Source organism: Rhizobium esperanzae, from assembly GCF_014197615.1.
GTDB classification, from domain to species: domain Bacteria; phylum Pseudomonadota; class Alphaproteobacteria; order Rhizobiales; family Rhizobiaceae; genus Rhizobium; species Rhizobium esperanzae_A.
In genome coordinates, this window is sequence record NZ_JACIFY010000003.1 from 43,625 (window position 1) to 59,418 (window position 15,794).

General features: G+C 60.8%; 12 protein-coding genes. 11 read left to right on the forward strand and 1 reads right to left on the reverse strand.

All coding sequences use genetic code 11. The features are described 5' to 3' along the window. Positions 1 to 116: 116 nt before the first annotated feature. Together GGD57_RS05060 and GGD57_RS05065 are read left to right on the forward strand one after the other, a co-directional pair. Entirely contained in the window at positions 117 to 1,574 is a 1,458-nt protein-coding gene (locus GGD57_RS05060) for an APC family permease (protein WP_184467482.1), read from the forward strand. 99 nt (positions 1,575 to 1,673) lie between these two features. Beyond that, positions 1,674 to 3,020, forward strand: coding sequence for an aspartate aminotransferase family protein (locus tag GGD57_RS05065; RefSeq protein ID WP_184467484.1), 1,347 nt, complete (start codon positions 1,674 to 1,676; stop codon positions 3,018 to 3,020). A gap of 262 nt (positions 3,021 to 3,282) precedes the next feature. On the opposite strand, the gene GGD57_RS05070 is transcribed toward GGD57_RS05065, so the two are convergent. Next, entirely contained in the window at positions 3,283 to 4,350 is a 1,068-nt protein-coding gene (locus GGD57_RS05070) for an ABC transporter ATP-binding protein (protein ID WP_184467486.1), read from the reverse strand. Between the two features lie 337 nt (positions 4,351 to 4,687). On the opposite strand from GGD57_RS05070, the gene GGD57_RS05075 reads away from it, so the two are divergent. The 9 genes from GGD57_RS05075 (at position 4,688) to GGD57_RS05115 (ending at position 15,766) form a co-directional block, all read left to right on the forward strand. Beyond that, a complete protein-coding gene (locus GGD57_RS05075) occupies positions 4,688 to 6,328 on the forward strand; it encodes an extracellular solute-binding protein (protein ID WP_184467488.1) in 1,641 nt (546 codons plus the stop codon). A 67-nt stretch (positions 6,329 to 6,395) separates the two neighbouring features. Continuing rightward, positions 6,396 to 7,514 (forward strand): carbohydrate ABC transporter permease, encoded by a 1,119-nt coding sequence (locus GGD57_RS05080; protein ID WP_088682357.1) that lies wholly within the window; start codon positions 6,396 to 6,398, stop codon positions 7,512 to 7,514. Next, positions 7,514 to 8,425: a carbohydrate ABC transporter permease gene (locus GGD57_RS05085; protein WP_184467490.1), complete on the forward strand. Its 912-nt coding sequence runs from the start codon at positions 7,514 to 7,516 to the stop codon at positions 8,423 to 8,425. The genes GGD57_RS05080 and GGD57_RS05085 overlap by 1 nt, the downstream gene beginning before the upstream one ends. A gap of 17 nt (positions 8,426 to 8,442) precedes the next feature. Next, positions 8,443 to 9,465 (forward strand): LacI family DNA-binding transcriptional regulator, encoded by a 1,023-nt coding sequence (locus GGD57_RS05090; protein ID WP_184467492.1) that lies wholly within the window; start codon positions 8,443 to 8,445, stop codon positions 9,463 to 9,465. A gap of 51 nt (positions 9,466 to 9,516) precedes the next feature. Continuing rightward, positions 9,517 to 9,978: an RbsD/FucU family protein gene (locus GGD57_RS05095; RefSeq protein WP_184467494.1), complete on the forward strand. Its 462-nt coding sequence runs from the start codon at positions 9,517 to 9,519 to the stop codon at positions 9,976 to 9,978. After that, positions 9,975 to 10,904: a ribokinase gene (gene rbsK, locus GGD57_RS05100; RefSeq protein WP_184467496.1), complete on the forward strand. Its 930-nt coding sequence runs from the start codon at positions 9,975 to 9,977 to the stop codon at positions 10,902 to 10,904. The genes GGD57_RS05095 and rbsK overlap by 4 nt, the downstream gene beginning before the upstream one ends. Before the next feature lie 288 nt (positions 10,905 to 11,192). Further along, positions 11,193 to 13,079, forward strand: a complete 1,887-nt coding sequence (locus GGD57_RS05105) for a diguanylate cyclase (protein WP_184467498.1) — start codon at positions 11,193 to 11,195, stop codon at positions 13,077 to 13,079. 108 nt (positions 13,080 to 13,187) lie between these two features. Next, positions 13,188 to 15,485, forward strand: coding sequence for an FdhF/YdeP family oxidoreductase (locus GGD57_RS05110; RefSeq protein ID WP_184467499.1), 2,298 nt, complete (start codon positions 13,188 to 13,190; stop codon positions 15,483 to 15,485). Beyond that, positions 15,482 to 15,766 carry a hypothetical protein gene (locus GGD57_RS05115; protein ID WP_184467501.1) on the forward strand — a complete coding sequence of 95 codons (285 nt, stop codon included), beginning with the start codon at positions 15,482 to 15,484 and terminating at the stop codon, positions 15,764 to 15,766. Before GGD57_RS05110 ends, GGD57_RS05115 begins: the two co-directional genes overlap by 4 nt. Positions 15,767 to 15,794: the final 28 nt, after the last annotated feature.

Sequence of the window (15,794 nt, forward strand, 5' to 3'; positions counted from 1 at the left end):
TTTCCTGAATCTGTCGTAAATTGTCATCTTGCTGGCATGCTCTGTGATGGACGCATGACCCAGCTCGGCACACCATGAGGATAGCTAAAATCCAAACGTAATTGGAGGGGAATTGCATGACAATCCATGAAATCTCACAACCCGCGAAACAGAAACTCGCGGCCAACTCGATCGGAGTGGCGCACATTGTATTTTTCGTGGTGGCCGCCGCCGCGCCGATGGCCGCTGTCGTGGGCGCCACACCTCCGGCCTTCGCTTTCGGCAATATCGGCGTACCCGGTGCTTTTGTTCTGGTTGGTCTGCTCTACCTGATCTTTTCGGCCGGATTCACCGCCATGGCCCGCCATGTCAGCAGCGCGGGAGGATTCTACTCCTATATATCCAAGGGGCTTGGCCGGCCGCTCGGCGTGGCCGGGGCATTCCTCGCGCTCGTGACCTATTTTGCGATCCAGATCGGTGTCTATGCGCAGCTCGGCGTGTTCTGCCAGGCAGCGATGCTGTCTCTCGGGATCAACCTGCCGTGGTGGGCTTGGTCATTGGTGGCGCTTGTGGCCGTACTCCTGTGCGGACAACGCCATATCGTCTTTTCCGGAAGGCTTCTGGGGATCTGCATGATCGCCGAGCTTCTGATCCTCGCGCTGTTCGCCGTCGGTGTGGTCCTTATGGGCGGCGGCGCCCAAGGGCTGACACTTGCCGGCCTTGCCCCATCCGACGTATTCTCACCCGGCCTCGGCGTGACGCTCGTTTTCGTCGTCAGTGCCTTCATCGGTTTCGAAGCGACGGCGATTTTCGGCGAGGAAGCCAGCAATCCTGACCGGGCCATCCCGCGGGCGACGGTTGCGGCGGTAACCATCATTACGGTGTTCTATGCATTCGTGAGCTGGGCCGTCGTTCAATATTATGGCGCATCTGCCGTTGCCGCCAAGGCAAGCGAGTCGCTGGAAGGTTTTTACATCGGGGCGATCGCGGATGTGCTGGGTGCCTGGTCCACGGTCGCGGTCAACGTCTTGCTTATGACGAGCCTGTTTGCCTGCCTGCTTTCATTCCACAACACCTTGAACAGATATTTCTTCGCGCTCGGACGCGACGGCCTCATCTGGAAGCGGCTCGCCGCCATACATCAGGTCAATGCGTCGCCTTACGTGGCAGGGCGTGTTCAGGCTGTCCTTGTCGCCGCGGTCTTGCTCGGGTTCGTGGTCATCGGCGCCGATCCGTTCGCAGTGGTGTATGCTTGGACTGTGGCCTTTGCCGGCATCGGAATCCTCGCCGTTCAGGTGCTGGTTTCGGTGTCGATCATCCTGTTCTTCCGCAATGGCTTGCGCGGCTTCTCGCCTCTCAGGGTTCTAATCGCTCCGTCTGTGGCGGCGATCGCTCTGCTCGCCGCCTTCATACAAGTATCGCGGAATCTTCCCTTGCTGACGGGCAGCGAAAACATGCTCGTCGGTCTGTTCCCCGTAGCGGTCGTGGTGATCGGTATGGCGGGCGTGGTGACCGCCCTGCGGATCCGCAGCACAAACCGACCCCTTTACGATCGTCTCGACAAGACTTTCGCAGAAGCGACCGCCGACAGCTGAACCATATTCAAGTCGCGTCTCGTTATGCCAGCGGACCCGGCTCGATGAAGTGGCAATGTGTCGGAACCTCCGGCGCCGGAATAAATCAACGGAGTGACGATGATGCTTGACTACCAGACCTCGCTGAGAAATTTCTCGACCGCCTTCCATCTGTCCAAGGACATGACGCAAACCGGAAGAGGTGTGATACCAGGCGGCTTCAGCAGGCGAACCTTTAACTACGGCCCACATGCAGTCTTCGCCCAAAGGGGCGAAGGGCAATATATTTATACCATCGAAGGCAAACGCCTGCTCGATCTGAACAACAACTTCTCGACCAACGTGATCGGCCACAATCATCCAGCGGTCATGGCGGCGACGCAGGAGCTCTTGGCTAACGGCTTCTCGTTCGGCAACCCTACTGGCCATGAACTCGAGCTTGCCAAGTTGCTCTGCGACAGGATCGATTCTGTCGAGCAGGCAAAGTTCTTTTGCTCAGCCAGCGAGGCCTGCCTCGGAGCGATCCGTATCGCGAGAGGATACACGGGAAGGCGGAAAATCGCCAAGTTCGAAGGCGGTTATCACGGATTCACCGATGATCTTGCGGTCTCCGTGCACCCCAGCCCAGCCAGCTTCCCCGGCCCGGATTTCAGCCCCAAATCCTTGCCGGACTCCGATGGCATCCCCGCGTACAAGACCGACAATGTGGTGACGCTGGTCCAGAACGATCTCCAATCTTGCGAAAGCATTCTGAGACGTCATGGCAGCGACATCGCTTGCCTTATTCTGGAACTCCAGTCATGTGCAGGCGGGATCGTATCTCTGGATCACGAATTCGTTCGCCAGTTGCGCGAACTCACGAGTGAACTCGGCATATTGCTGATTTTTGATGAGACCATCACCCTGCGCGCGGCTTTCGGAGGGCTCCAGAGTATTTACGGAATCAAACCCGAACTGACTGTGTTTGGCAAGATGATCGGCGGAGGATTGCCAATCGGAGCCGTTGGCGGCCAGCGGCGCATTTTCCAGGTTGTCGAGGACAACCAGGTCATGATGTCGGGAACGCATCATGGCCATCCCCTGGCCTGTGCCGCTGGTCTGGCGACGATGAAGGTCATGGATCATGGTGCTTATGAAACCCTCAACATGATGGCACAGAGGGTGAAGAGGGAGCTGAACGCGTGGGCCGAGGCGAAAGGCCATCCATTTCTCATATTCGGGGAATTCTCGGTTCTCGGCTATGCCTTCACCAAGCAAGTGGGACAGACGATTACCACGCACCGGGATTATTGGCATAAAATCGATGATGAAAAGATGATGATCTACGCGCTGGAGATGGCCACTCGCGGGTATTTTCCCGTTCATCGCGGCCAGCTCGGCTTGACCCTTCCGATGACGGACGATGACATCACAGGCTATATCGAAACCACCAAAGAGATCATCAGCGAGATTTATGTCATGGGCTGATGGAGAGGTTGGCGCAGTGGAGACGGCATCAACCTGATGCCTGTCTCTCTGTTCTAAATATGAACCGGAATCGATGCGCGAATTCTTGGGGCGCTTCATATGCTCTTGAATGCTGCAATGGTGCAGGACGCTTTGCTGGCAGGAGGTAATGCCGGCATGAATGCTTCGGTCAGATGAGGGCGGTCCCCGTGCGAACCGTCCTAGTGCATGAGATCGCCCCGAATTCAAAGAAAATCGAAAATACTCAAGCGAGGCGCCGGGCTCAATCGAGCCGCAGCGACTTGCCCGAGCCGGCATCAAATATGTGGAGCTTGTCGGTGCGGGGAGCGACGGTGACCACTTGTCCGGGCTCGAATTCGTGGCGTTCCGAGAACACCGCGACGAGTTCGCCCGGCCCGTAGCGCAGGAACACCATCGTTTCATGGCCGGTGGGTTCGGTGACGTTGACGGTTGCCTTCAGGCCATGTTGGGCGAGCGACAGGTGTTCGGGCCGAATGCCGAGCAGGACGGGCTGTCCGTCGGCGGCTTCCGGGATGAAACCAAGTGCGATCTCATCGCCGGTCTCGGTGACGAAGATAGCGCCATCGGCCTTGTAGCGGCCTTTCTGGAGGTTCATCGACGGCGAGCCGATGAAGGTTGCCACAAAGGTGTTGTTGGGACGGTCGTAGAGTTTCAGCGGCGTGCCGATCTGTTCGACCTTGCCGCCCTGCATCACCACGATCTTGTCGGCCATGGTCATCGCTTCGACCTGGTCGTGGGTGACGTAGATGGTTGTGGTTCTCAGCCGCTGGTGCAGCTCCTTGATTTCCTTGCGCATCTGCACGCGCAGCTTGGCATCGAGGTTCGACAAGGGTTCGTCGAACAGGAAGACTTGCGGCGACCTGACGATGGCTCTGCCCATCGCCACGCGCTGCCGCTGGCCGCCCGACAGCTGGCGCGGGTAACGGTCGAGATAGGGCACGAGATCGAGGGTTTCGGCCGCCGCCTGCAGGCGCTGTTTGATGAGTTCGGCCGGCTGTTTCTGCAGGCGCAGCGCAAAGACCATGTTTTCGGCAACGGTCTTGTGCGGATAGAGCGCATAGCTCTGGAAGACCATGGCGATGTCGCGGTCTTTCGGCGGCAGATTGTTGACGACCTTTTCGCCGATCGAAATGGTGCCGCCGGTGATGCTTTCCAGCCCGGCGACCATGCGCAACAGGGTGGATTTGCCGCAACCGGACGGGCCGACGAGCACCACGAATTCGCCGTCGCGAATATCTATATCAACGCCATGCAGGACATTGACGGCGCCGTAAGCCTTCTGCGCCCCTGAAATATTGACCTCAGCCATGTGCCTCCCACTTGCTTTCGGCGCCCCCGAGCTGACTCATGGGGCATGCATGCCTTGCCGTGTGTCCGAGAGGATGCGGCAGGCAAAACCGGCCGCTGCGCCTCCTCAAAGCACCCGTCGAACCTCTCCCATGAAACGTTTCATTTCTTGTTGACTTTTCCCGCCGGCCGTCTGATGCTCGCCGGCGAAACCGGGAGGAGCGGTTTCAAGCAGGATATGAAACGTTTCATTTCTTGCTTACCAGATAGTTCTGTATCGAGCCAGTCTTAAAATTGGACAGGAGCCGACCCGGCAAGGCCGGCGGGCGAAAGCGCCAGGAAACGTGGAGGAGGAAGATATGAAAGTTGAAATATACGATGCATTGATGCGCCGTCAGGCAAGCCGCCGGGACGTTCTGCGCGGAACGGCAAGTGCCGCGGCTCTGCTCGGCGTATCGAGCGCGATCGGCGGGATTCCCGGCATGGCGTTTGCCGGCGATGACGTGCGCGCCCAGATCCTGCAGATTCCGGGCGTCGGCAAGGGATCGCCGACGGATGCGGACTGGCAGAAGGTCGGCGAGCTCTGCCTCGGTCCGACCAAGGGCAATGTCAAGCAGGGCGAATTCGCCGGCGTCGAGCTGACCTTCATGGGGCTCAACAACCAGAATCTGCACAACTTCCTGTTCCGCGGTTTCCTGAAGCCGTGGGAAGCCTATACCGGCGCCAAGATCAACTGGATCGATCTTGCCCAGGCCGATTACAACGCCCGCCTTCAGCAGTCGATCGCAACCGGCACGGTCGATTTCGACATTCTGGAAATGGGCGCGCCCTTCGAAGGCGACACCGCCGGGCGCGGGCTTCTGGACGAGATGCCCGACTGGGCTGCAAAGCAGATCGAAGCCGACGACCTGGTGAGCTACCTCAAGCCGCCGGTCGGCACCTGGGACGGCAAGACCTATCGCGTCACGATCGACGGCGACTGCCACACCTTCGCTTACCGCAAGGATTACTTCGGCGAGGGTTCGATCAGCGGCATGGCCGAGCCGCCGAAGACCTGGCAGGAGGTCAATGCGGCGTCCAAGGCGCTGATCGGCAAGACCGATCCGCTGACCGGCCAGCCGGCCTACGGCTATCTCGATCCGCTCAAGGGCTGGGGCGGCTTCGGCTTCTATTTTATCGAGAACCGCGCGACGGCCTATGCCAAATATCCCGGCGACCCAGCCTGGCTGTTCGATCCCGAAAACATGAAGCCGCTGGTCAATAACCCCGCCTGGGTCCAGGCGATCCAGGACGTCCTGGATCTGATCGCCGCCAAGGCGTATCCGGCCGACCAGATCAATGCTGACCCCGGCACCACGGCTTTCTCGCAGTTCCTCGCAGGCACCGGCGCCATGCTGATGTGGTGGGGCGACGTCGGCTCCAGCGCTCGCACCTCGGACACGTCGGTCGTGGGCGATGTGGTCGGCTTCGGCATCAACCGCGGCTCCAACCGCGTCTACAACCGCAAGACCGGGCAATGGGAAGACAAGTACAACGAAGCGCCCAACATGGCCTATCTCGGCTGGGGCATCTACGTCACCAAGCAGGTCTCCGGCGACGAGAAAAAGCGCAAGGCCGCCTGGTCTGCCGCCGCCCATCTCGGCGGCAAGGATCTGTCCCTGTGGACGTCGGCCTATCCTTCCGGCTTCCAGCCCTATCGTCAGTCCAACTTCAACTACGACGAATGGGAAAAGGCAGGTTACGACCGCGCCTATATCGAGGACTATCTCGGTTCGAACGCCGACAGCTACAACCATCCGAACGCCGCCATCGAGCCGCGCATTCCCGGCATCTTCCAATATTACTCCGTTGCCGAGGACGAACTGGCAAAGGGCTTTGCCGGACAGTATAAATCGGCACAGGAAACCGCGGATGCGATCGCGGCTGCCTGGGAAAAGATCACCGACCAGATCGGCCGCGACAGCCAGCTGAAGCTTTACCGGGCAAGCCTCGGGCTCTGATCGCTGACTCATACGCGCTGGCGGAAGCGATTTCGCCAGCGCCCATTCTGTCCGGACGAGGAATATCATGTCGACAGTCGAAGGCGACCTGCTCCACACGGTCGAAGCCGGCTCCATTTCCGCGAGCCGCCGCTTCTGGGGCCGCGCGGCCCTGTGGCTCAGCGCCCTATGGTTCATAGCGTCGTTCGTACTGCAGGGTATGCATGAACTGGGCTGGACCGGTTGGGGCTTCGCGAACTGGCGGCCGGTTCTTTATGCCTATTTTCTCTGGGCCGCGGTTCTTTGCGTCACCCGTGTCGTCATTCACGGCGAAGCGGGCAAGAAGGCGCTTTTCGTTCTGCCGGCAGCACTTTTCGTCGTGTCGATGGTGGTCTTTCCGCTGCTCTTTGCGCTCTGGATCGGCTTTTCCGACTGGAACCTCGCCTCTTCCGCCGGGCGGCGCTTCAACGGGCTCGACAATGTGCGCCGGATGATCGCCGACCCGTTCTATGCCAACGCCTTGCTCAACATGATCCTCTACTGCCTGGCGATAGCGGTGGAATATGCGATCGCCTTCGGCCTGGCGCTGCTCCTCAACCAGGAAATCCTTGCCCGCAAGTTCTGGCGCGTCACCTTCCTCGTGCCCTTGATGCTGTCGCCGGTCGCAGTGAGCTGGATGGTCGGCAAGTCGATGCTGGAGACCCGTTTCGGTCCGGTCGCGCGTTTCGCCCGCTGGCTCGGATGGGAAAATCCCTCCTTCTTCGGCGATCCGCTGACGGCGCGGCTGTCGATCATGATCATGGATGCCTGGACCTTCATTCCCTTCATGATGATCATGCTGCTTGCCGGGCTGCAGGCTTTGTCCAGGGAGGTGCTCGAGGCGGCCGAAGTCGACGGCGCCACCAAATGGCAACGTTTCTGGCAGGTCATTTTCCCGCTGATGCTGCCGGTTTCGGTGACGGCGGTGATGATCCGCATCATCTTCAAGCTGAAGCTCGCCGACATCATCATCACGGTGACATCGGGAGGTCCCGGCGGCGCGACCGATTCCGTCACCAGTTTCATCTATCGCGAATACCGCGACCGTTCGAATGTCGGATATGGAACCCTGCTCGCGCTGGTCTATCTGGTGATCATCGTCGTGGGCATGACGGGGCTGATGAAGATTTCCGACCGTATCGTGAAGCGCATGACAGGAAGGCTCTGATGGTTCGGATCGATTTCGAAAAATACGGGCGCGGCCAGCGCATCCGCTGGTGGGCCATGCGTTTCGCCGTCTATGGCCTGCTGATCATCTGGGCATTCGTCTGCATCTTCCCGCTGTTCTGGACGGTGTCGACCTCGTTCAAGACAGCCGCGGATGTCATGCGCGGCAATCTGATCCCCTGGTTCAACTTTGCGCCCAGCTGGCTCGGCTGGCGCTCGCTCGGGCTGTCTCCCGATACGATTTTCGAGATATCGACGGTGCGCGACGAGTTCATGCGCAGGCTCTGGAACAGCGTCATCATTTCCGTCACCGCATCCGCCCTTGCGGTCGTGCTCGGATCGCTCGCGGCCTATGGCCTCAGCCGCTTTTCCTACAAGTTCGGCCATATGCGCAATTCCGACATTTCCTTTTTCTTCCTGTCGCAGCTCATCATGCCGCCCGTCGTTCTCGCTTTGCCGTTCCTGGTTCTCTACAAGGAGCTGGCGCTGCTCGACACCTATGTGGGCATGATCGCCGTCTATACGCTGATGGTGCTGCCGATCGTGGTCTGGATCATGCGCGACCAGTTCGCCACCATACCGGTCGAGCTCGAGGAGGCCGCGCTGGTCGACGGCTTGTCGATCTGGGGCGCCTTTGCCCGCATCATCGTGCCGCTCGTTCTGCCGGGCATGGTCGCCGCCTTCCTGCTGGCGCTGATCCTGTGCTGGAACGAATATTTCTTTGCCGCCTTGCTGACCTCGACCAATACCAACACCCTGCCGGTGATGATTGCCAGCCAGACGGGCAGCCAGGGCATCAACTGGTGGTCGATGGCCGCACTTTCCACCGCCGGCATCCTTCCGCTGGTCGCTGTCGGCGTTGTGCTGGAAAAGCACATCATTGCGGGGATGACCGCTGGAGCGGTAAAATAGCTGCGGGACGGTCGAAAATGTCAAAGATGCCCACAGTCAAGGATGTCGCCGAATATGCCGGTGTATCCGTGGGCACCGTTTCGCGCGTGCTGTCGGGCGAAGCGGCGGTCAAACCCATGCTGCGCGAAAAGGTCAACGACGCCATCTCAGCGCTCGGTTACCGGCCGAACGTCACCGCGAGAGCGCTGCGCACCAGCAGAACCGATGTCATCGGCTTCATCGTTCCAGACATCACCAACCCATTCTTCGCGCAGCTTGCGGCCAGCGTCGAGCGCGCGGCGCTCGAACGCGCACATAGCCTGATGCTGGCAAGTTCGCATGACGATCGCGACGCGGAGCAGAGCCATGTCCTGGCGTTTCTCGACCGGTCTGTGCGCGGCATCATCGTGGTGGCTTCGAGCGACAGTCCGGGGCTCCATCTGGAGGCCGCGATTCCCGTCATCTCGCTCGACCGGCGCTTCGGCGCCTTTCCTCTGGTCTCGACCAACCATGCGCAGGCGGCCGCGCTGATGGCGGACCATCTCTATGAGTTCGGGCACCGCCACATCGCCTATATCGCCGGGCCGCCCGACACCGAGGCCGGACGCATGCGCCGGCAAGGCTTCGTCGGTCGCATCGATAGGTTCGGCAAAACAGGCGAGCCGGTCGAACTGGAAATCGCCTACGGCAAATTCGACTACGAATCCGGCGAAAGAATTGCCCGCGATCTGCTTTCACGCCCGCCGCAGGACCGGCCCACGGCAATTGCAGCAGCCAGCGACCAGCAGGCAATCGGCGCGCTGCGTGCGGCGCGCGACCTCAAGATCGACGTGCCGCGCAAGCTGTCGGTGACGGGTTTCGATGATATTTCGCTCGCCAATCTCGTCGTTCCCAGGCTGACGACCATATGCCAGCCGGCGGACATGCTGGCGCGGCGCGCGGTCGGCCTTCTCCTCGATGAGCCCTCGGGCAGGCGAGACGAGATGGTCGATGGGGCGCTGGTCGTGCGGGGTTCGACCGGCCCGTGCCCGAAGCCGAAGCCCGATACCGCCAAACATTAAGAATTGAAGCACGGCCGGTGGTCCGGCCACGAGAAAGGGATGGAAGGATCAATGCTCAAGGGAATCAGGGCCGAACTCAACGGCGATATTCTTCAAGCACTTTGCAACATGGGGCATGGCGACTATCTCGTCATCTCCGACATTAATTTTCCATCGGATTCGATCGCGCGCCAGACGCGTCTGGGCAAGCTGCTGAGCATGGAAAACATCCCCGCGCCGCAGGCGATCGATGCGATCCTTTCCGTCTTTCCGCTGGACACCCCCATCCAGCCTTCGGTGGGCCGCATGGAGGTGATCGGCAAGCCTAACGAAATTCCGCCGCTTCAACAGGAAGTCCAGGCCGTTGTCGACCGCGCCGAAGGCCAGCCGTCGCCGATGTATCCGGTCGAACGGATGGCGTTCTACGATATCGCCAAAAAGGCCTATTGCGTGATCGCAACCGGGGAACTGCGTTTCTACGGATGCTTCCTCCTGACCAAGGGCGTCATCCCGGCGGAGGAGGCTCTGCGATGAGCGGGAAAAGCGGAATCGTCATTCTCGGGATTTTTGCCGCCGACACCGCCTACAAGGCCAAACGCCTGCCGCATATTGCCGAAACGCTGATGGGGTCCGGCTTCACGCTTGGGCCGGGAGGCAAGGGCTCCAACCAGGCAATCGCCGCGGCCAAGGCCGGCGGGAAAGTGACCTTTATCTCCCGGGTCGGCAATGACCCGTTCGGCGAAATGGCCCTTGCGGCCTATGCGGCGGCGGGCGTCAAAGCCAATGTGATGAAGATGGACGGCGTTTCCAGCGGTGCTGCCTTCATCTTCGTCGACGAAGTGACCGGCGACAATGCCATCATCGTAGCGCCGGGTGCTGCCGGTCTTATCGGCATTGAAGACGTCGATGCGAACCGGGCGGAGATCGAAAGCGCGGCTATCTTCATGACCCAGCTCGAACAGCCGCTCGAGGCGGCCATACATGCCCTGTCGATGGCGAAAAGGGCAGGGGTCACGACGATTTTCAATCCCGCGCCGGCCCGCACCATACCGGACAGCGTCTATGGCCTGTGTGATTTCATCGTCCCGAACGAGGTGGAGGCAGCCGAATTGGTGGGACATGCGATCGAAACGGATGAGCAGGCACGGGCGGCGGCGCGCACTTTGCTGGATCGCGGCGCAAGAGCGGTGATTCTGACGCTCGGCGCACGCGGCGCCTATTACCACGCAGCCGATCGGAGCGAATTCGTACCGGCATTTTCTGCGGGCAACGTCGTCGACACCACGGGCGCCGGCGATGCCTTTCTGGGCGGCTTCGCGACGGCGATCTCCGAAGGATATGCCCCGGCAGAAGCGGTGCGCTTCGGTTGCGCCACGGCGGCAATTGCGGTGACGCGGCCGGGCACGGCCCCCGCCATGCCCTCGCGCGCGGAGATCGACGCATTGCTGTCCTCAAGGTGATCAACCAGCGCGCTACAGCTGGCCCGATTGCGCAATCCTGTCCGGATGGCGCATTTTTGTGTCGGCAAGATGCGTGTCCCGTCGCTTGGGGCGCGGTTGTTAAGCCTGCCTTATTCATCCGGTGCTAGCAGTCGAACCGCAGCGCGTCGTGGACATGATGTCTCTTGCCGATCTGCTCCCAGGCGCGTCGGCAAACAATGAAGCCGACAGGTCTGCGGTTTAACCAAGCTCAAACCAGTGCTGCCCTATGATGGGTTCTTACACGTAGTGGAAGGTGGACCTAACGCGGTGAACGGCATCTGGGCGCAATTCGGTGGCAACCTTTCATTCGTCTGCCTGGCGATCTCGCTCTGGGCGCATTTTTCGATCCAGATTCAGCGTCGCTCGTTCCGGCAGGAGAAAATTGCCTTCGGGATCATAACCGGTTGCGCTTCCATCGGATCGATATTGCTGGCGGTCGAATTCAACCCGGGCATCTATGTCGACTTGCGTTTTTCACCGCTTGCGCTGGCGGGCATGTTTGGCGGGCCGATCGCGGCGGCTTTTGCCGCCGCGCTGGCGATCGCCTTTCGTTTTGCTGTCGGCGGCGCGGCAATGATCGATGGTATCGTGGCAATCGTCGCCGCGACCGGTATAGGCTTGGCGGCGCATTTCTGCGTGCGCAACAGAGCTCCTAGACCTCTGGACGTTGCGCTGCTGAGCCTCGCCCTTGGCGGTGTCCTTGTGATATCCATGGTGGCGCTTCCCACCCTGCAGAATGCCCATCTTCTGGCCGGTGTCGGGTTTCCTCTGACGACATTGAACTGCCTGGCAACTGTGCTGTGCGGTTTAGTGCTGCTGAAGACGCAGCAATGGGAGCTGGAACGAAGCATATTGGTGACCGCATTTTCACAGTCGCCTGACTACCTCTATGTGAAGGACCGAAACAGCCGCTTCATTACCGTCAACGAGAATATGACTCGTCTCTTTCGTTTTCGGACGACGGCCGAGATGATCGGATTGTCGGACTTCAATCTGATGTCGCGGCCTCTGGCCGAAGAATTATATTATCTCGAGCAGCGCGTCATAGACACCGGCATGCCGCTGATCGACTCGGCCGAGCAGATCGAGGGCAGATCCCTGCTCGCCTCCAAGGTTCCATTGCGGGACAGGCAGGGGCGGGTGATCGGCCTTGCCGGCGTGACACGTGATGTTACCGAGCGTGTCGCCCTGGAGCGGGAATTGCGCGAAAGCAAGAACCTGCTGTCGCATGCGATGGCGGGCATGTCCGATGGCATCGCCATGTACGACAGCAAGGGTTTTCTTGTTTTTTGCAATGACCAGTATCGCGATGCGTTTCCGCTCTCCAGAGATGCTCGCGTGATCGGTGCCCATATCAGCGATATCCTGCGCCGCGTCGCGGAAACCGGCGAGCGGCCCGGCATCCCCGACGATGTGGACGGGTGGATCAAGGCTGCCACGGTCTCACTGCACAGCAACAAGGACGAAGAGGTTCAGCTTCACAACGGCGATTGGCGCAGCATCCGGACAAGGCTTGCGGAAGACGGCATGGCGATGGCCGTCGTCTCGGATATCACGGCGACGAAGCAGGCGGAAATGGCCCTCAGGCTGTCGGCCGAGCAGTTGAAGAGCCTGGCCGAGACCGATGGCCTCACCGGCATCGTCAACCGTCGCGCCTTCGACGAAGCCTTCGCGCGCGAAACCGCAGGCAGCGCCAGGAAAAACACGCCGTTCAGCCTGCTGATGGTCGATATCGACCGCTTCAAGGCCTATAACGACACATATGGCCATCCCGCCGGAGACCAATGCCTGCGTGATGTCAGCAAGTGTCTGCGCCAATCGGTCAGCCGGCCGGCCGACATCGTCGCGCGTTATGGCGGTGAGGAGTTCGTGGTATTTCTCCCTGACACCAGCGCCAAAGGGGCGATGATCGTCGCCGAGCAATTCGCGCGTCGCCTCGCCAAGGAAAATATCGCTCATTCCGGCAGCGAATTTTCGCGGGTGACGGCGAGCATCGGCTTGGCCTGCGCGACCGGGGCTGTTCTGCGAACCAACCCGAACCGCCTCCTGACCGAGGCCGACGCGGCGCTCTACGACGCCAAGACCCAAGGTCGCAACCGCATTCTGGCCCATTCGCCCCCTGGCGAACGGCATGCCATGAAGGAAGTCGGTTAGGTCACCGTCCCGATCAACCTGGATCTGATCCGTCTTCGATAGGTTTTTTCTATCGAACCATCGTTGCTGTGGCCTTGATGTTTTGTCCGCTTCGACAATACAGGGCGCATGGACACAAAATTCATTGGCAAGAAATCGGCGGCAGCCGGCGGCTGGGGCGCTTTGAAGAGCTGCGGCAAGCAATTGCTGCAAAGCGGCATGCCCATCTCAGGCGCGCGCACCATGCTGAAGGCAAACCAGCCGGATGGCTTCGATTGCCCGGGCTGCGCCTGGGGCGATCCGGAACACGGATCGTCGTTCGAGTTCTGCGAGAACGGCGTCAAGGCGGTCGCCTGGGAGGCGACAGAGAAGCGGGCAACACCCGCCTTCTTCGCGGACAATACGGTCTCGCAGCTTCGCCGGCTGAGCGATTATGAACTCGAGCTCAACGGCCGCCTCACGCATCCGATGCGCTATGACAGGGTCAGCGACCGCTACCTGCCGGTTTCCTGGCAGGATGCCTTTGCCGAGATCGGCGGCATCCTGAAGGGCCTCGATACGCCCAACCGGGCGGAATTCTACACCTCGGGCCGGGCCAGCAATGAAGCCGCCTTCCTGTACCAGCTGTTCGTGCGCGTCTACGGCACCAATAATTTTCCCGATTGCTCCAACATGTGCCACGAAGCCAGCGGCATTGCCATGCGCCAGGCCGTCGGCGTCGGCAAGGGCACCGTGCTTCTGGAGGATTTCGAAGAGGCCGACGCGATCTTCGTGATCGGTCAGAACCCCGGCACCAATCACCCGAGAATGGTCGGCGACCTGCGCCGCGCTGCGATCCGCGGCGCGCGTATCGTCGTCTTCAACCCCATCCGCGAACGCGGCCTGGAGCGCTTCTCCGATCCGCAGGACAAGATCGAGATGCTGCGGGGCGGTTCGACCGAGATCGCCAGCCAATATCTGCAACCGCAGCTCGGCGGCGATATGGCCGCGGTGCGGGGCATGGCCAAGGCCGTGCTGGCCGCCGAAGACAGAGCGGTCGCCGCCGGTCTGCCTTCCGTTCTCGACCATGCATTTCTTACCGAACACTGCGCGGATTTCCAGGCCTATCGGGCCGCGGTCGAGGCGACGAGCTGGGCTGAGATCGAGGACCAGTCGGGACTGAGCCGCGAGGAGATCGAGCGGGCGGCCGAGGTCTATATCAACGCCGAACGCGTCATCTGCACCTGGGCGATGGGCGTCACCCAGCACCTGCATTCGGTCGCGACGATTCGCGAGATCGCCAACTTCATGTTCCTGCGCGGCAATGTCGGCAAACCAGGCGCCGGCCTTTGCCCGGTGCGCGGCCATTCCAACGTGCAGGGCGACCGCACAGTCGGCATCGACGAGAAGCCATCGGACGATTTCCTCGATGCTCTGGAAAAACACTTCCGCTTTGCCGTTCCCCGCGAACATGGCCACAACGTTCTGGCAGCGATCGGCGCGATGCTTGACGGCTCGGCCGAAGCCTTCATCGGTCTTGGTGGCAATTTCGCGCGCGCAACGCCCGACAGTGCCCTCGTCGAAAAGGCGCTTCGGCGGCTGAAGCTGACGGTGCACATCGCAACCAAACCCAATCATTCGCATCTCATGCCCGGCGAGGCGGCCTTCATCCTGCCCTGCCTCGGACGCACCGAGATGGACCTCAACGAAGCCGGTAACTCCCAGCTCGTCAGCGTCGAGGATTCGATGAGCATGGTGCATGGCTCTGCCGGCATCAATCGTCCGGCCTCGCCGCACCTGCTCTCAGAAGTCGGCATCATTGCCGGCATGGCCCAAGCGACGGTCGGCTCCGCCGTCGTCGATTGGGCCGAGCTTGCCGACGACTACGACCGCATCCGCGATCATATCGAGGCGACCATTCCGGGCTTCGAAAACTACAATGCGCGCCTGCGCAAGCCACGCGGCTTTCACCTGCGCAATGCGGCTGCGCATCGGGAGTGGGATACGCCGGCAGGCAAGGCGTCATTCTCCTCCGAGCCGCTTCCGGAGGAGACGGTGCATCAGCGTGCACGAAAAGGCGAGGGGCATCGTTTCGCCCTGCAGACGTTCCGCTCGCACGATCAATACAATACGACCGTCTATGGTCTCGATGACCGGTATCGCGGCATCTACGGCGAGCGGCAGGTGATTTTCATTCATCCCGCCGACCTGAAGGCGATGAATGCCGAGGCCGGCGACCGGGTCGACGTGATCGGCGAGTATGATGACGGCATCGAGCGCATCGCTGAGAATTTCCGCCTGGTGCCCTATGAGATTCCGAGGGGCAGCATTGCCGGTTATTATCCCGAGCTGAACGTGCTGGTGCCGCTCGGCAGCGCCGGCAAGGAGAGCGATACGCCGACCTCGAAGTCGATCATGGTGTCTTTCCGCGGGCGAAACGCCGCGTGAAGGAAGAGACGTCCGACGTCGATCGGTTTCTTGCCCTCGTTGCGGCTGCGCAAGCCGGGGATGGCAGGCTGACAACGATACAGGCGGGTCTTCTCGTCGCAGCCAAGCTCGGGATTGCGCATGACAGCCGCTCCTTCGCACGCAGGCTGGGGATCGCGCATTCCCTCGTGCTGCGGGAACTCAATGCCCTGGCGGAGCGCGGCGGCATGATCGAGATCGTCAAGCGGGATCCGAAGACGATGAGAGTGCACTACACCTTGCCTCCGGCTTGCTCGCCGTAAGCACGGCCGGCAAAGCGCTTCGCATTGA